This is a genomic window from Microbulbifer maximicatervae (SeqCode) (genome assembly GCF_052467615.1).
In genome coordinates this window covers 1,195,074-1,209,961 of the sequence record NZ_CP174319.1, presented here as the reverse complement: position 1 = coordinate 1,209,961, position 14,888 = coordinate 1,195,074, and the positions used below count along the sequence as shown (strand labels likewise).

Genomic DNA, 14,888 nt, shown 5'->3' with positions numbered 1-14,888 from the left:
TTAAAAAATGTAGCGTGCTTCTGCAGTTACATAGCGACGCTCACCGTAGAAACAGTCACCGCGACTCAGGCAAGCAGTGGTGTGAACCTCGTCAGTTAGGTTCTTTGCATTTAACTGGAACTTCCAGCTTTCCAGGGTATATCCGATAGCTGCATCATATAAAGTATATGACGGGTTATAGGATGGGAAGGTTCCGGTTGAATCATTGATACCTGTTGAACTCTCACCAACATATCGAACACCAATACCTGCATTCAAGCCGGGTAGTAGACTGCTGAAGTCATAATTACCCCAAACAGAAAACTGTTCTTCAGGGACAGCTTCGATATCCTCATCGATATTGAGGCTACTGTAGTTGGCAACCAGGCTCAAATCACCAAGCTTACCTGCTGCCTCCAGTTCAAAGCCATCGAACTCTGCTTCGCCAAGCTGGGTTTGGAAGCCCTCATTCTCGTAATCGTCTACTAGCAAATTCTTCTGCTTGATTTCAAAAGCAGAGGCTGTAATCAACAGATTGGTGCCTTCAGGTTGGTATTTGATACCCGCCTCTACCTGCTCCCCCTCAACCGGCTTGAACGGCGTCTCATTCGCATCAGAATCGTTTACAGGCTCGAATGATTCAGAGTAGCTAACATAAGGTGTAATACCGTTATCGAAGGCATACATTACACCAAAGCGCATAGTGGTAGCATCATCCTCAAATGAAGAGTCACCAGACTCGGACTTCGCAGTATCGCGACGAACTCCAGTGGTGATAATCCAGTTTTGAATGCTCATTTGATCCTGGAAGTAGAATCCAAGCTGCTCAGTATCTGTACTGCTCTCAAACCAGTAATCGGTTAAGCCTTCCAAGTCATTCAAGCTACTCAGACCAGTAGGCACGTAACCGTAAACCGGGTTAAAGATATCAATGGTTCCGCCGTAGCCATACAAATACAGACGATCATTGGTTGTTGTTGCATCCTGGCTGTCCAGACCAAAAGAAACCTGATGCTCCAATGCGCCAGTGGCAAACGCCCCTGACATACGCAAATCGAAGATGAGCAGATCGCTTGTCGCATCGCTCATGTAGATAGTACGTGTTGCTTCACTGATATCCGGGTTGAGGCGAGTGGCATCAAAGTTGGTCCACATAGAGTTGTAATCAACATCCCCTTCGGAGTAGCGCAATCCGGCATTTAATGCCCAGCTATCACTGAAGCGGTGATCAACCCAAACACTATAAGAAGTTTGCTCGGTATCGTATTTATCCCAGCCCGGCTCACTCAAGAAAGTATCGGTAGGGATATCACCATTTACATTATCAATCCGGGTTCCGCCCCAAGGTAGAAACGCGGTAGTGGTACCAGACTCATCCTTTTGATACGTGGTCAGGAAGGTAATTTCAGTATTCGCACTTGGACGCCAGGAAACTGAAGGCATAAACAGAGTGCTGTTGTCATCCACGTGATCAACTTGAGCATCTGCATCTCTATCATAACCAACTACTCGATATAACCATTGCTCGGAACTATCTATTGCTCCGGTCACATCGCCAGCTACAACCATACGATCATAGTCGCCAGCCTGGACCATAACTTCGCCACCAAACTCGCTCTTAGGGCGCTTAGAGACCAAGTTGATAATACCACCGGTAGAACCCTGCCCATAAAGAACAGAAGATGGGCCTTTCAGGATTTCAACGCGTTCGAAAGCATATGCATTGGCGCGTGAGCTAGTGTAGCTACCAAAGATAGACTGCAAGCCATCGATAAACATAACTGGATCTACGCCACGTACTGTCGACCAGTCACCGCGCGCATCCACACCATAAGTCCCGCCATTAACGCCTGCGACATACTGCAAAGCATCTTGTACAGACTTGGCGCCAATCGAATCAAGAAAGTCTTTGTCGCGCAAGGAAATCGAGAATGGGGTCTCATCAACAGGGATATCCAGCTTACCAATGGAGGTCTGTCGGGAGAGGTTCAACTCACCAACGACATTAACCTCTTCAATACGCTCATCTGTGTTGTCCGCAGCGAACGCCACAGAAGAACCGCCCGCAGCAATAGCCAGCGCCAATAAAGAGCGGCTGATTCCAGAAATTACAGGAGAAGCTTTTTGCATACTTTTAATTCGAGCGGTACTCATGGAGATCCCTCAACGCCAACTGAATTTGGATGGATCACAGTCTAACTGTGACCCAGGTAACTGGGCGCGAATCCTAATAGGAATCGTTATCATCTACAACATTATTGGAACATTTTTTTACTAAAAAGAGCGATGACATGATTAGGGACAAGAAATACGGCATTAAAGGACAGCATTGCAGTCTCCAGGCTGCACTTTCGTACCATCAGGATGACTTGATGAAATGAATAAAAGCAGACTCTAAGGCAGGAAAAATATTAAGTGGCTGCCCAGCAGCAACCACTCAGATTGAGATTGTAGATATCGGGACTTGATTTAGAGAGACTTAGACAAAGATCCCCGACCTCTTAAGGGTAGGTATAACTAGCCTGCACTCCCAAAGGCATTCCCAGTGTCCAGTAAGCCACCAGGAACAGCGACCAGCAAATCAGAAACACAATGGAGTACGGCAACATGATGGATACAAGTGTCCCAATGCCCGTTCCCTTCACATAGCGCTGGCAGTACACAACCACCAAGGGGAAGTAAGGCATCAGCGGAGTAATAATATTCGTGGAGGAATCACCTACCCGATAAGCCGCCTGGGTGAGATCAGGGGAGAAACCGATCTGCATCAACATAGGCACAAAGATGGGGGACAGCAGCGCCCACTTGGCAGAGGCAGATCCCACAAATAAGTTGATAAAGGCTACCAGTACAATAATGCCCATCAGGGTGATCGGGCCCGGCAGCTCCATCGCCGCGAGCAAGCTCCCTCCCTCTACCGAAAGCAGCGTGCCCAAACCGGAGCGGGCAAACTCAGAGATAAACAACGCACAGAAAAAAGCCATCACGATGTAATAAGCCATGGAGCCCATGGTTTTGGACATCGCATCAATAACATCCTTACTCTGGCGGAAGGTACCGGCCGCATAGCCAAACACCACACCGGGAATCACAAACAGCAGGAAGATCAGCGGTACAATCGACTTCATAATTGGCGCAGTGAAGGAAGCTAATTGCCCTTCTGCATCGCGCAAAGCTGAGGTTTCCGGCAGCATCCAGGCCACAAGCCCGACGATACCTGCCACCATCACAGTAACCGCCAAGTACATCGCTTTTTTCTCGCGAGCCCCCAGCTCCTGCATTACCGGCATATCCGCTTCATCGCCATCAACCTTCACGCTCTTCAAGCGTGGCTCGATCACTTTATCAGTCAGCCACCAGCCCAGCAGTGTCACCAATAAGCAAGAAGCTGAAGTAAAGAACCAGTTGTTGAGGGGGTTAACCTGCATATCCGGATCGGCAATCTGAGCAGCCGTCTGGGTAAAGCCTTGCAATAGAGGATCGATAGCCGAGGGAACAAAATTGGCAGAGAAGCCACCAGAGACACCGGCAAATGCTGCCGCGATACCTGCCAAAGGATGGCGCCCCGCCGCGTAGAAAATCACACCTCCGAGTGGAATTACTAACACATACCCCGCGTCTACAGCGGTGTGACTGACGATGGCTACCAAAATCAACATAGGTGTCAACAGCATCTGCGGCGTTACCGCCAGCAGCTTTTTCAATACCGCATTGATAAAGCCACTCTGCTCAGCCACACCGACCCCCAGCATGGCTACCAACACCACCCCCAGGGGCGCAAAACTAGTAAACGTAGTTACCATACCAGATAGGAAGCGGGCCATTTCACTACTGGAAAGCAGGTTGGTTACCTGTATCGCCTCGCCGGTAGCGGGGTGTAAGGCTTCGAAGTTAACACCGGAGAGAAGCCAGGAGAGCACCCAGATTCCCACCATCAAGATCAAAAACAGAACAGCGGGATCGGGTAATTTATTACCGACAACCTCAATAAAATTGAGCGCTCGATTAATCCAGCCATTTTTATTATCGGCACTATTGCCGGCATCAGGATTTGCCTGAACGTTTTCCATGTTTGTACCCTGTACATTTATTATTTTTTATTAAAAAGGAGGCCGATACTCCACGGCCTCCTGCTTTTTCAGGAAAAGCTCTAACCTATCTTGCGGATACCAACCGCGTGACGCAACTTCTCGATAAAGGGCGCAGAGTAAGCGCGAGCCTTAATAGCCCCCTTCTCCAGCTCCGTTTCAATTTGGTCTGGGTTAGCCAGCAGCTCATTGTAGCGCTCGCGAGCCTCACCGATCTGGCCGTTCACCAGCTCAAACAACTGCTTCTTGGCCTCACCCCAGGCAATGCCCTCTTCAAAAGCTTTGCGCATTTCAGCTGTCTGTTCTTCGCTGGCAAATGCCTGCCAAACCTGGAATACAGTGGAAGTATCCGGATCTTTTGGCTCGCCCGGCTCCAGCAGGTTGGTTTTGATCTTATTAATGTGCTTTTTCAGCTTTTTCTCAGGAAGGAACAGCGGAATAGTGTTGCCGTAACTCTTACTCATTTTGCGACCATCCAGGCCTTGCAACACCGCTACGTGGTCGTCAACTACCGCTTCTGGTAAAGCGAAGTGCTCACCGTAGTGGTGGTTGAAACGCTGGGCAATATCCCGGGCCATTTCGATATGCTGTACCTGGTCTTTGCCCACCGGCACCTTATTGGCGTTGAACATCAGGATGTCGGCAGCCATCAGGATCGGGTAACTATATAGCCCCATGGTGACGCCAAAATCGGAATCTTCGCCATCGGCGCGGTTGGCATCTACCGCTGCTTTATAAGCGTGGGCACGGTTCATCAGGCCCTTGCCGGTCATACAGGTGAGCAGCCAGGTTAATTCAGGAATCTCATGGACGTCGGACTGACGGTAGAACACCACATTGTCGGTATTCAGGCCCAAGGCCAGCCAGGTTGCAGCGATCTCCAGGGTGGACTGATGGACCTGTGCCGGGTCCTGGCACTTAATCAGTGCATGGTAATCGGCCAGAAAGTAGAACGATTGGTTGTTTTCATCCTGACTCGCGGCGATCGCCGGGCGGATTGCACCCACATAGTTCCCCAGGTGTGGAGTACCGGTTGTTGTAATACCGGTTAATACGCGCTGTTTCGTCATAATTCCTTCGTAGTCTGTACTGTCATCAGGCAATAGAGACCGAATCATACCCCTTTAGTGCCCAGGGGTGTATCAACCAAAGGTACCGACTCCCCATAGCCGTACCAACACGCGGCCAACGTTAAGCCTCAACCGCCACTTTGGAGGAAACCTGGAATTGGCGCTGATATTCACTGGGAGAAATCCCAAACGCCCGACGGAAATGGTGACGCAAGGTCGCACTACTCTCAAAGCCAGCCAGTTGGGCTGCTCTGTCTACAGACTCCTTACCGGACTCCAGCGCCTTCTGCGCCGCCCGCAAGCGCTGCTGGATCAGCCACTCCTTAGGAGCAATTCCCATCGACTGGCGAAACTTTCGGTCAAAACTACGGCGGGATAAATGAGCGCGCTGCGCCATATCATCAATTTTGATAGCGCCATCCAAATTGCCAATCGCCCAATCCAGCGCAGCGGAGAAGTGATCCGGCCGTTTGGCAACCGGCATCTCCACATATTGGGCCTGGCCACCCTGCCTATGGGGTGCCATCACCAGCCGACGAGCCACCGAATTGGCCAATTCATAACCATGGCTGCGCCGCAAAAACTCAATCCCCAGATCGATGGCCGCACTACTACCCGCAGCGCAAGCCAGTGCATCCTCCCACACATAGAGAACGTCTCCCACATACTCCACCGCAGGAAAGCGCTCACGAAAACGATCCGCAAACAACCAGTGGGTAGTCGCCTGCCGACCATCAAATAGTCCCAATTCCGCAGGCAGAAAAGCACCGGAGCAAAAAGTAAGAATCTGGCGGCTGGCAGCGGCAAACTCAGCCACCGCCCTATGTACGCGCTCCAAATAAGCATCTTGTGGTTGTGCATTGGTCGACCAACAGGGAATCACCAGCAGATCATAATCCATCAAACTCTCTGCCCGTCGACAAGCCAGAGCCAGACCGCCGGTCGCAAGAGGGTTTTCCTCAGCGAAAGTCACAATTTCACCGGTGTAGAGCTCGCTAAGTTCAGGTCGGGGTAGGCAAAAGAGTTCGGTAGCGCAACCGAGTTCGAAGAGTGAGACCTGCCGGTGAGCGAGAACAGCCACTTTCTGGCTCTTATTAGGCTTTTGTGCCAACGTCGACATAGGTACCCCTAACCCTCAGCAGTTAAGTAAATTAGGTTAACGAATAAATCCAACCCAGCATACCCCGTTGAGCAGTTATTGAAAGCAATGCTGGGAATAAAACCCTCAACCTTTGAAGCATAATTTAATAGGTAAATCACCATCATCCTCAAATAAGTAAAGCCGAATCCCACTAGCCAAAACCGACCCACAAGTTTGCACGCAGAATTGGCGCAAAATTAATGCTATCTGGCTCAGAGGTAGATCGCTCGGAAGCAACCAAAAAGGGACACTATCGCCACTTGGAAACCTGACGAACCACCGAGAAATCACCGGGAGTAATTTATGAGTTCAGCCGTAAGTAGAGTGCCCGCTGCCAACAGCCAAGATGCGCTAAACCACTTCCAAAACCTCCTATCTTTTGAAACAGACTGCTGGGATGTACACCACGCAGTCAGCCAAAATCGCAAGGATTTCGTACTTTTAGATGTGCGAGGTGAAGAGGCTTATAAAAATGGACATATACAAACAGCCGAATCCTTACCATACAGCCGTATCAATAAAGACAGGCTGAGCGAATACCCTTCAGATATTTTATTTGTCGTCTATTGTGCAGGCCCACACTGTAATGCGACAGAAAAAGCAGCTATCAGGCTGGCCACACTTAACAGGCCGGTCAAGAAAATGATCGGCGGCATCACCGGATGGCTAGATGAAGGGTTTACCCTCACCCAAGAAACAGCCAAATCCATTTAACTCCTATTGTTAGCCCCTTACAGGATGACATAGCTTGGCATAAGGATGTGTCAAGCTATCAAACGCCGACTCAAAGAAATACTGATTAAATGGTACTGATATGTTTGTTCGCCATGCCCACCCCACCGACTGTTTTTATCTCTACAATATGATGCGCTGCTTAGCCAGGCATAATAATTCAACTGACTCTTTCCATATTACCCAACTTGAATTGCAAAATAGGTTGTTTCAGAGGAAAGAGCATCAAGTGCTGGTTGTGGAACAAGACCACAACCTTGAGGGGTATATCAGCTTTAATATTATTCCAGAAAATGAAAGCTCGGCGGCCTGGGCTATTATCAGTGAGCTATATATCGGGGATTGCGATGCAAACCAAAAAGAGGAGATTACCCAAGCCTTATTAAGTGCAATTGCAAAAGAAGCTCGGAAGTATCGCTGCATCGATATAAGGTGGAAGGTATTTTCAAAAGATCATGAATAAAAACTGGCTTTTTAGCAAGGATTGCAAGTTCAACTTGTAATATAAAACAGTTGGAGAATTCTAAAGTTCACCTAACATAAAACAATTAGCCCTTCCGCCACCTAACTAGCTTTGATATTCAAAAGAGCCCTTTGGCAGCAAAGAGACACTCGAACCAGAGTGCGTATATCGCCTGCCAGCCAAAGGCTAAAACTTTATGTTTGGAGTCTAGCTTCTTAATCGCCTACCCCCCAGAATTGTCCCCCTTACGACATATTCAAGCCTCCAATTTCTGTTTCTTTTTGATCCTCACATAGACTTCTTCACGATGGATAGGCAGTGACTTGGGTGCGCTTATGCCTATCTTAACTTGATTACCTTTTACCTCCAGCACTGTGACTGAGACATTTGCTCCAATTCTTAGATACTCACCTGTCCGTCGCTTTAAAATCAACATACTCATTTCCTTCAATAATCAAAGTTTGGGCACTTCCGGGATGGGGGAACTTGTGATTCAACGTTTGGAGGAAATATGGGGTGGTGCGCGAGGGCGGTAGGCACAGAAGAGGAAAAGGCGGGCGCTAGACTTCCAGAGCTTGGGAATTGGTCCCAAACTACTGAATGTACTCCACTTTATTGAAGACGAGCGGGTATCTAGCGTATGATGCATATAGCCAGTGCGTCCTGAGTATTTTTTTTTATTTATTTTTTTATAAATAAAAAAATACGTGCTATCCAGGAGATGGAGGTCGGCCCTCCGTTATCGCTTTGCAGGAAGTGGTAACAAACCGCCTCAAGGTGATCGGAGTAAAGAGCTTTGGTTAGAAGCGATTGAGGAAAAGGCGTACGAGATACGTCAGGTATGTTGTGTAGAGACGAATGCAAATGAACCACTGATGAGGTGTCGAAAGCGTATTACCAAGATGATGTCAAAACCCGTGCACTGGCTAAGTGCGGGGATAAGCTTGGAGGTTACCTGTTTACCGACCGAGTGGCATCCGGCATAGAGGTGGCGTGAACACACAGCAGGCTTTTGGGTGGAACAGGAGAACCTGTCGTCCAGGTGTTAAGGAAGAGCGTCAAGTAGAGGCCCTACAAGACGTTGAGTACCAAGACTGGTCACAGGGGCGGAACAACCCGTAGTAGTGGAGAAGCGGCTGTAATGGACGTGGAGCGAAGGGGTTGTCGTATTCGGCGACTAACCGTGTAATCAACCCAGATGGGGAGGAATTAACGATTAGCGCAAAGCCATTCAATATTCCCAAGCGAGCGGTTTGGGAAGCGTGGAAGCAGATCAAGGCTAATGGCGGCGGAGCGGGGATTGATGAGATAACGATAGAGCAATACGAATCGAGTCTCGTCAAAAACCTTTACAAGCTATGGAATCGGATGTCATCTGGCAGCTATTTTCCATCAGCCGTCAAACGAGTGGATATTCCGAAACTCGATGGCAGCCTGCGACCACTGGGTATCCCCACAATCGAAGATCGCATTGCACAAATGGTGGCTAAGCAACTGCTGGAGCCAGAATTGGAGAAGGTATTTCACCCTGACTCCTACGGCTATCGGCCAGGCAAATCTGCTATAGACGCAGTGCGTCGAGCTCGACAACGATGCTGGGATAGAATCTGGGTAGTTGATTTAGATATCAAAGGTTTCTTTGACAATATTAATCACGAACTTCTGCTGAGGGCATTAGATAAACATAATAATCATCGGTGGGTCAGACTCTATGTACAGCGCTGGTTAACGGCTCCAGTACAACATCGGGACGGACAGCTTGAAGAGCGAACACAAGGTACTCCACAAGGGGGTGTAATCAGCCCGCTACTGGCAAACTTGTTTTTGCACTACACGCTGGACGCCTGGATGGTGAGAACGCACAGAGATATTCCTTTTGAGCGTTACGCGGATGATGCTGTTTACCATTGTCGTAATCCTCGTGAGGCGGATCGCTTACTGGCGGCTCTAAAAGCACGCCTGGCTACCTGCGGGCTTGAGGCTCATCCAGAGAAAACGCGCAAGGTCTATTGCAAGAATAGTAATCGTAAAGACTCCCACCCAGTGATCCACTTTGACTTTCTGGGGTTTCGATTTGGTCCCAGAAAAGCAAGGAATCGCCAAGGACAGATCTTCACCGCATTTAGTCCTTCAATGAGCCCTAAAGCTTTCAAGAGGATCAAGGATAAGGTTAGGCAGTGGCGTGTGATTAACTGGGTGGATCGATCACTATCTGAAATGGCAAAGGTACTTAATCCCGCAATACAGGGTTGGCTGAACTATTATGGTCACTTTGGGCGGAGATATGGTGTTTATCGGTTACAGAAGTATCTTGATCAAACGCTGATGCGTTGGGCTAGGAAGAAGTTTAAGCATCTGAAGCGAAGCTGTTTCAAGAGTTGGGCCTTTATTGGAAAGGTTCGTCAACAAATGCGCGGCTTGTTTGCACACTGGAGAATGGGAAGATTGAAAATGTGCTGAATACGAAGAGCCGTATGAATTGAGAGGTTCACGTACGGTTCTGTGAGAGGTCGAAGGGGAAGTTCCTTTGGTCTACTCGACTTTTGATACTGAGCTTATCAATTTGGTTAGCTGGCCCTGGGTGTTGGTAGCACCTTGGGTCAGCGCCTTTTACTTACTCTTATGTCACGCTACCGTTCTCCTTTTAGGGGATGGGTCTTTTAGAAAATTCTTGGTTCTCCCGAGGCATTCACTTTCTAAAGCCTTTCAATCGACTCACTTAATTACGATCAAAACACTAAAAATATCTATCGATTTTACGCAACTTTGACATTAAAACAAACTTAATAAATTCCAATAAGATCATTTTTGTGCCTATATTCTTTTATGTATCGGGCTTGTGAAACCTCAACTAACAACTGCTATTTAGACTTGGATCATCCCTGTGACTTTTCGAAAGCTTGAAGAATCAAGCTCTCATTACCGTAGCAGGGAAGAGTTTTCTGAATTGGGTTCAAATTCCCATTAAACCAGCTTCACAAACAGCACATAGTGCGTTTTGGGCTAGTGATCGTGCAGGCACTCTAATTTATAACCGTGTGAGCGATAATGATTGGATATGCTCGCAATCAATTGGGGGTAGCTAAAATTATCTTTTTCAAATTCACCCTAGTTTAATAATACTTGAAATCAAGATACCCAACACCAAAACGAAAAACCCTAACCTTTGACAACCAAGAAAGAAGTTAATCATTAACTAGCAAAAAGAAAATCCAATCACCTACCATTGCTTGCTAGATATGCAAAGTAAATAGAATATTCAAAGTATAGGGCTAAAAAAATTTAGCCCTAATCTCTCGATCGTACCAACAGTAAAATTCAGAGAGAGAAATAAAGGAAAGAAATTGAGGTCTCACCTTACAGAAGACAGGTTGGTAAAGCATGGTTGGACCCACGAATATGGGTCCAACTGATATAGAAATATTCCTAGAGATTGAGAAAGATATCGTCTAACTAGTAGATATAAATAGCTCCCGCAGCATCCGCATCATTTAAATCTGGATCAGCCATAATCCCAGTATCCGAGCCCTGCTCTTCTGGAGCGCCCACTACCAGGGTATCACCATCGCCACTTAAAGCGATTGAAGTTCCAAAGTAGTCACGCTCATCGGTGTTATTAGCTTTCAGGTAAGTGCTCTCAATCCACTGCCCATCAACCATCGAATACATATAGGCCGCACCCGCCCTAGATGCCGAGTTGTCATTGCTATCAGCATAGAAACCTATACCAGCACTACTCTCCTGAGCACCTACCGCAAGTAGTGAGCCATCATTGTTCAGGCTAATAGACGTACCAAAAGCATCATCTTCATTGGTGTTACTCGCTTTAAGGTAGGCACTTTGGTACCAAGAATCTTCTTCGTATGAAAATAGATAGACAGCGCCATTATTGAAGCCATCGCGATCATCAGGGTCCTCTGAAGCACCGGCCTGAAGTGGGGCGCCCACAGCGAGCAGGTTGCCGTCGCTACTAAAACTAACATCCCAACCAAAACGATCACCCACTCTTGCACTATCTGCAGTAAGCAGCTGTTGCTGAGCCCAGCCTCCATTATTGGAGAAGATATAAGTTGCTCCCCTGCCACCATGCCCACCAATAGCACCAACCGCCAGCATGGAACCATCATCACTCAAGCTAACGGATGAGCCGAAGTCCATATTTGAATTGCTATCACTTGCCTTCAAGTAAGCTTCTTGACTCCACTCAACCCCAGAATACTGGAAGATATATACTGCACCAGAATCCAAAGCTTCGTCATTATCAGGGCCACTATTGACACCGGTAGCACTACTATCTTCAGATGGGGCTGCAACTGCCAAGGTTGTTCCATTACCACTTAGACTCAACGCTCGCCCAAAAAAATCATAGTAGTCATGATTATCTGCTCTTAGTTTAGCGCTGTGAGTCCACTCCAAATCCTCACGGGTGAATATATGAACTGCGCCAGCCGAAAAGTTATCATCCTCACCATTTTCTTTGTAGGCACCAACAGCTAACGTATTTCCGTCGCCACTGAGACTCACTGCAGATCCAAATGCAGCTCCACTTTCAACCTCTAAAGCTTTTAAAACAGCTCGGTAAACCCAACCATCTTCATCATAATCAAAAATATATACAGCACCTGACCCGCTAGCTGCATTATTAAATTCATTTAACCCATTACTATCTTCGCCAGTCGCACCAACAGCTATGGTAGAGCCGTCGTCACTAATCGCAACGGACCAACCAAACTGGTCACCGGCTTCGGCATTACCAGCCTTAAAATAACCAATACTATCGACAACTTCCTCATCAATCGATATTTCATTTGAATCCAGGCAAGTTGTATCATCACAGCTTTGCAATATATAGCGAGCATTCAATCGCTCAAATAGAGGCACCTTAATTTCTACAATTTCAGAGCCTGCAGAAATTTTATCGCTAACTACTTCATAGCCAGATTGCCCATCTTTGTTCTCAAGAAGTTGATAATAGGTAGCCCCTTCAACATCCGACCATTCAAAAGTGAACACTTTTGCTGAGTTGAAATATAGGTAGGGAGTCGCCGCTTCTGAGATCGAGGAACCTCCGCCACTATCATCTCCTCCTCCAGATGAGCTGCCCCCACAAGCGCTCAAGATCACACCACATGCAATAACTACCGAACTGCTTTTAAACTTCACAACATCCCTCCCCAAGGAATATGGATTGAATCGCGCGCAACCCTACCAAGCTTCAGTGAAAAGGAAAACCAGAAATAAGATAAAGTGAGAGGCGAAGGAGATTAAAAAGTAAAGTTATAGTTACAATGGTTGATGTCGTGATAACTTGGGAGGCTATATTTCAAGAAAAATAGTTTCTTGCACTCCCCCAAAAAACACATAAAGACAAAAACACAGCAAAAAGAGACACATTATCGAAAGCGAGTAATAAGCCAGAGCAAATTAAAATAGAAACGCTAAATAAATTAGCTCATTCATAATCGAAATGTAAATGCGTAAAAGTAAAACGATTGAGATGTGATTTTTGGCCTTTGACCACTTTTTCACACTCTTAAAATGGTGAACCAGCTCTTTCATTAAGCAAAGTAGCTGTGACACTTATCAATAAGCGGTCCTCCCGTTCATTAAATATCAGGTCGGTTATACCCAACCTAAAGAATACCACTGCATTGACCAGAATATCCGACCCCAAGCCATCAGTTAGCAAGCCCTTACAAATACAGGCAACCTCATTAGGATTAATAATATCCATGGAAATGCTCTAATAACCATATTCAGCACATGGAAATTCAATATAGAAATCAAATACTGAAGCTCTTTTTTTGCAAAATAAATCGGCTATAGGGGGAGGTAGAGGTAAGCGCCCCCACAGAATTGCGAATTCCTGCCGTCTTAGCCTTGGCAAACAACCCGCGACACCTACTCATAAAGCCACTTGAAGCTACCAGTAGTAACCTGAGCTACCCGCTAGTTAATTTCTGTAGAAAATCCATTGCTTCACAATCCCACATAGGAAGCAGTGGATAAAAAATAGTCAGCGCCATAAGCTAAAGATCAACGAACCCCCAGGCTTGGAAGAAAACAAGCCGCCACTTCACCAAGCCCTAAATGATAATAATTTCTATTTGCATTTGGCGCCTAGCTGAGGTAGCCTAGCGACCCATCATTACTTCTTCTTAAAAATTAATATCGGGGATAGACCCTGTATTTATTGCTTAAGCTTAGAAACACAGGGACTGTCATTACTGCTGTCATGAACTCAAATTTATTTTCATTCTCCGCTCCAATTCTTTTTGGGCTTGGCAGCCAGTCGCAGAGTTCGGAGGTAAAGAAGCAATGGATAGGCAGCTATCGCCTAATTCCCATCACAAAAACATGGATCGGTTCCAACTGGGAAGCGACGCTAACTCACATTAATAATGTGAACCATATACAACACCATGGTCGAACAAGCAGCCTATGGGCTACCCAATATTTCACAGGCAATACCTTTGATAATTTTGGGGTTAGTATTCTAGATAAAATACTTGTCTCTATGAGCGGGACTCTTTATTTTTTCTCTGCAACAGTTGGTATTGTTACCGCTAGCTCTCTAGGATCAAATGACTTAAAGGGTGCTGTATATGAAAAAAATCACAGAGAAGAACCTCTTCGCCAAGTACCTCCTCCAAGACAAAAAGATATAGATACTGAAGAAGCTATGACATCATGAACCAGGACCCCTTTAATGATAGTTACAACTCAATATCTGCGTTTTTAGGTGGGCTTCAAAATATCGAGTCCAATCACTTTTCTGGTTGCCTGATAGAAACCACTTTTAGCGTGAGAAACTATTGTGACTCATTTTTTGAACTGCTTAATATTCCTTTTTCAGATGTATTAAACAACGCAGTCCCGTCCCGGCAGGCCGAATTTCTTGCTGGTCGAGCCTGTGCTCACTTTGCTCTCAGCAAGCTAGGTATGCCGGTAAAAGAAATCCCTGTAGGAAAAAACCGCTGTCCAGTATGGCCAAAGGGTGTACAAGCTTCTATTACCCATGCTAGCAACCGAGCAATCTGTGCAGCCAGCACTACGTCTAAAGGACTTGGAATTGATTATGAAACAATTATTTCAGATAAAACTGCCGAAGAAATCAAACACAATATAGTCAGTAATTCAGAAGTAAGGCTACTATCAGAGAGCGGTTTTCCTCTGGAACAGTGGCTAATAATAGCTTTCTCAGTGAAAGAAAGCCTTTTCAAGGCGCTATATCCAAAAGTCGGAAAGTACTTTGACTTTCTAGATGCTGAAATTACTGCACTATCGCCCCAGCAACAAAAGTTAGAACTAAGAATTTTGCAGGACCTCTCCCCCAGAGTTCTCAGTGGAAGCACCTATACAGCCACCTATCAACCCCATCAAGGCGGCATATTAAGTATCGTTGAATATTAATC

12 protein-coding genes are annotated in these 14,888 nt (G+C 46.6%); 5 read left to right on the top strand and 7 right to left on the bottom strand.

The genetic code is table 11. The features are described from left to right. From ACJJIM_RS05515 to ACJJIM_RS05500, 4 genes are all read right to left on the bottom strand, one after another. On the bottom strand, positions 1–2,133 hold the full coding sequence (locus tag ACJJIM_RS05515) for a TonB-dependent siderophore receptor (RefSeq protein ID WP_444912624.1): 2,133 nt from the start codon (positions 2,131–2,133) through the stop codon (positions 1–3). Between the two features lie 347 nt (positions 2,134–2,480). Then, positions 2,481–4,049: an AbgT family transporter gene (locus tag ACJJIM_RS05510; RefSeq protein ID WP_413665127.1), complete on the bottom strand. Its 1,569-nt coding sequence runs from the start codon at positions 4,047–4,049 to the stop codon at positions 2,481–2,483. Between the two features lie 80 nt (positions 4,050–4,129). Further along, positions 4,130–5,137 (bottom strand): tryptophan--tRNA ligase, encoded by a 1,008-nt coding sequence (locus ACJJIM_RS05505; RefSeq protein ID WP_282933487.1) that lies wholly within the window; start codon positions 5,135–5,137, stop codon positions 4,130–4,132. A gap of 121 nt (positions 5,138–5,258) precedes the next feature. After that, on the bottom strand, positions 5,259–6,257 hold the full coding sequence (locus ACJJIM_RS05500; RefSeq protein ID WP_444912623.1) for a helix-turn-helix domain-containing protein: 999 nt from the start codon (positions 6,255–6,257) through the stop codon (positions 5,259–5,261). Between the two features lie 324 nt (positions 6,258–6,581). Here ACJJIM_RS05500 and ACJJIM_RS05495 point away from each other — a divergent pair, with 324 nt between their 5' ends. Next, the gene (locus ACJJIM_RS05495; protein WP_413665125.1) at positions 6,582–6,992 is read left to right on the top strand and encodes a rhodanese-like domain-containing protein; all 411 of its coding nucleotides are present in this window, start codon (positions 6,582–6,584) and stop codon (positions 6,990–6,992) included. A gap of 100 nt (positions 6,993–7,092) precedes the next feature. Beyond that, positions 7,093–7,473 carry a hypothetical protein gene (locus tag ACJJIM_RS05490; RefSeq protein WP_413665124.1) on the top strand — a complete coding sequence of 127 codons (381 nt, stop codon included), beginning with the start codon at positions 7,093–7,095 and terminating at the stop codon, positions 7,471–7,473. Between the two features lie 256 nt (positions 7,474–7,729). On the opposite strand, the gene csrA is transcribed toward ACJJIM_RS05490, so the two are convergent. Continuing rightward, a complete protein-coding gene (gene csrA, locus ACJJIM_RS05485) occupies positions 7,730–7,909 on the bottom strand; it encodes a carbon storage regulator CsrA (RefSeq protein ID WP_413665123.1) in 180 nt (59 codons plus the stop codon). 725 nt (positions 7,910–8,634) lie between these two features. Between csrA and ltrA the strand changes: the two genes are divergently transcribed. Further along, complete coding sequence (ltrA, locus tag ACJJIM_RS05480; protein WP_413662121.1) at positions 8,635–9,933, top strand: group II intron reverse transcriptase/maturase; 1,299 nt, start codon at positions 8,635–8,637, stop codon at positions 9,931–9,933. A gap of 993 nt (positions 9,934–10,926) precedes the next feature. Here the strand turns inward: ltrA and ACJJIM_RS05475 are convergent. Both ACJJIM_RS05475 and ACJJIM_RS05470 read right to left on the bottom strand, forming a co-directional pair. Continuing rightward, positions 10,927–12,636 carry a histidine kinase gene (locus ACJJIM_RS05475; protein WP_444912622.1) on the bottom strand — a complete coding sequence of 570 codons (1,710 nt, stop codon included), beginning with the start codon at positions 12,634–12,636 and terminating at the stop codon, positions 10,927–10,929. 370 nt (positions 12,637–13,006) lie between these two features. After that, complete coding sequence (locus tag ACJJIM_RS05470; protein WP_444912621.1) at positions 13,007–13,207, bottom strand: hypothetical protein; 201 nt, start codon at positions 13,205–13,207, stop codon at positions 13,007–13,009. Positions 13,208–13,666: 459 nt separating this feature from the next. On the opposite strand from ACJJIM_RS05470, the gene ACJJIM_RS05465 reads away from it, so the two are divergent. Next, positions 13,667–14,167, top strand: a complete 501-nt coding sequence (locus tag ACJJIM_RS05465) for a hypothetical protein (RefSeq protein ID WP_444912620.1) — start codon at positions 13,667–13,669, stop codon at positions 14,165–14,167. Next, on the top strand, positions 14,164–14,886 hold the full coding sequence (locus tag ACJJIM_RS05460; protein ID WP_444912619.1) for a 4'-phosphopantetheinyl transferase family protein: 723 nt from the start codon (positions 14,164–14,166) through the stop codon (positions 14,884–14,886). The genes ACJJIM_RS05465 and ACJJIM_RS05460 overlap by 4 nt, the downstream gene beginning before the upstream one ends. The last annotated feature ends 2 nt before the right edge of the window (positions 14,887–14,888 follow it).

Coding starts and splice junctions, on each gene's coding strand:
- ACJJIM_RS05495 (WP_413665125.1), top strand. CDS start 6,582: ATGAGTTCAGCCGTAAGTAGAGTGCCCGCTGCCAACAGCCAAGATGCG.
- ACJJIM_RS05460 (WP_444912619.1), top strand. CDS start 14,164: ATGAACCAGGACCCCTTTAATGATAGTTACAACTCAATATCTGCGTTT.
- ACJJIM_RS05515 (WP_444912624.1), bottom strand. CDS start 2,133: ATGAGTACCGCTCGAATTAAAAGTATGCAAAAAGCTTCTCCTGTAATT.
- ACJJIM_RS05470 (WP_444912621.1), bottom strand. CDS start 13,207: ATGGATATTATTAATCCTAATGAGGTTGCCTGTATTTGTAAGGGCTTG.
- ACJJIM_RS05500 (WP_444912623.1), bottom strand. CDS start 6,257: ATGTCGACGTTGGCACAAAAGCCTAATAAGAGCCAGAAAGTGGCTGTT.
- ACJJIM_RS05490 (WP_413665124.1), top strand. CDS start 7,093: ATGTTTGTTCGCCATGCCCACCCCACCGACTGTTTTTATCTCTACAAT.
- ACJJIM_RS05510 (WP_413665127.1), bottom strand. CDS start 4,049: ATGGAAAACGTTCAGGCAAATCCTGATGCCGGCAATAGTGCCGATAAT.
- csrA (WP_413665123.1), bottom strand. CDS start 7,909: ATGTTGATTTTAAAGCGACGGACAGGTGAGTATCTAAGAATTGGAGCA.
- ACJJIM_RS05505 (WP_282933487.1), bottom strand. CDS start 5,137: ATGACGAAACAGCGCGTATTAACCGGTATTACAACAACCGGTACTCCA.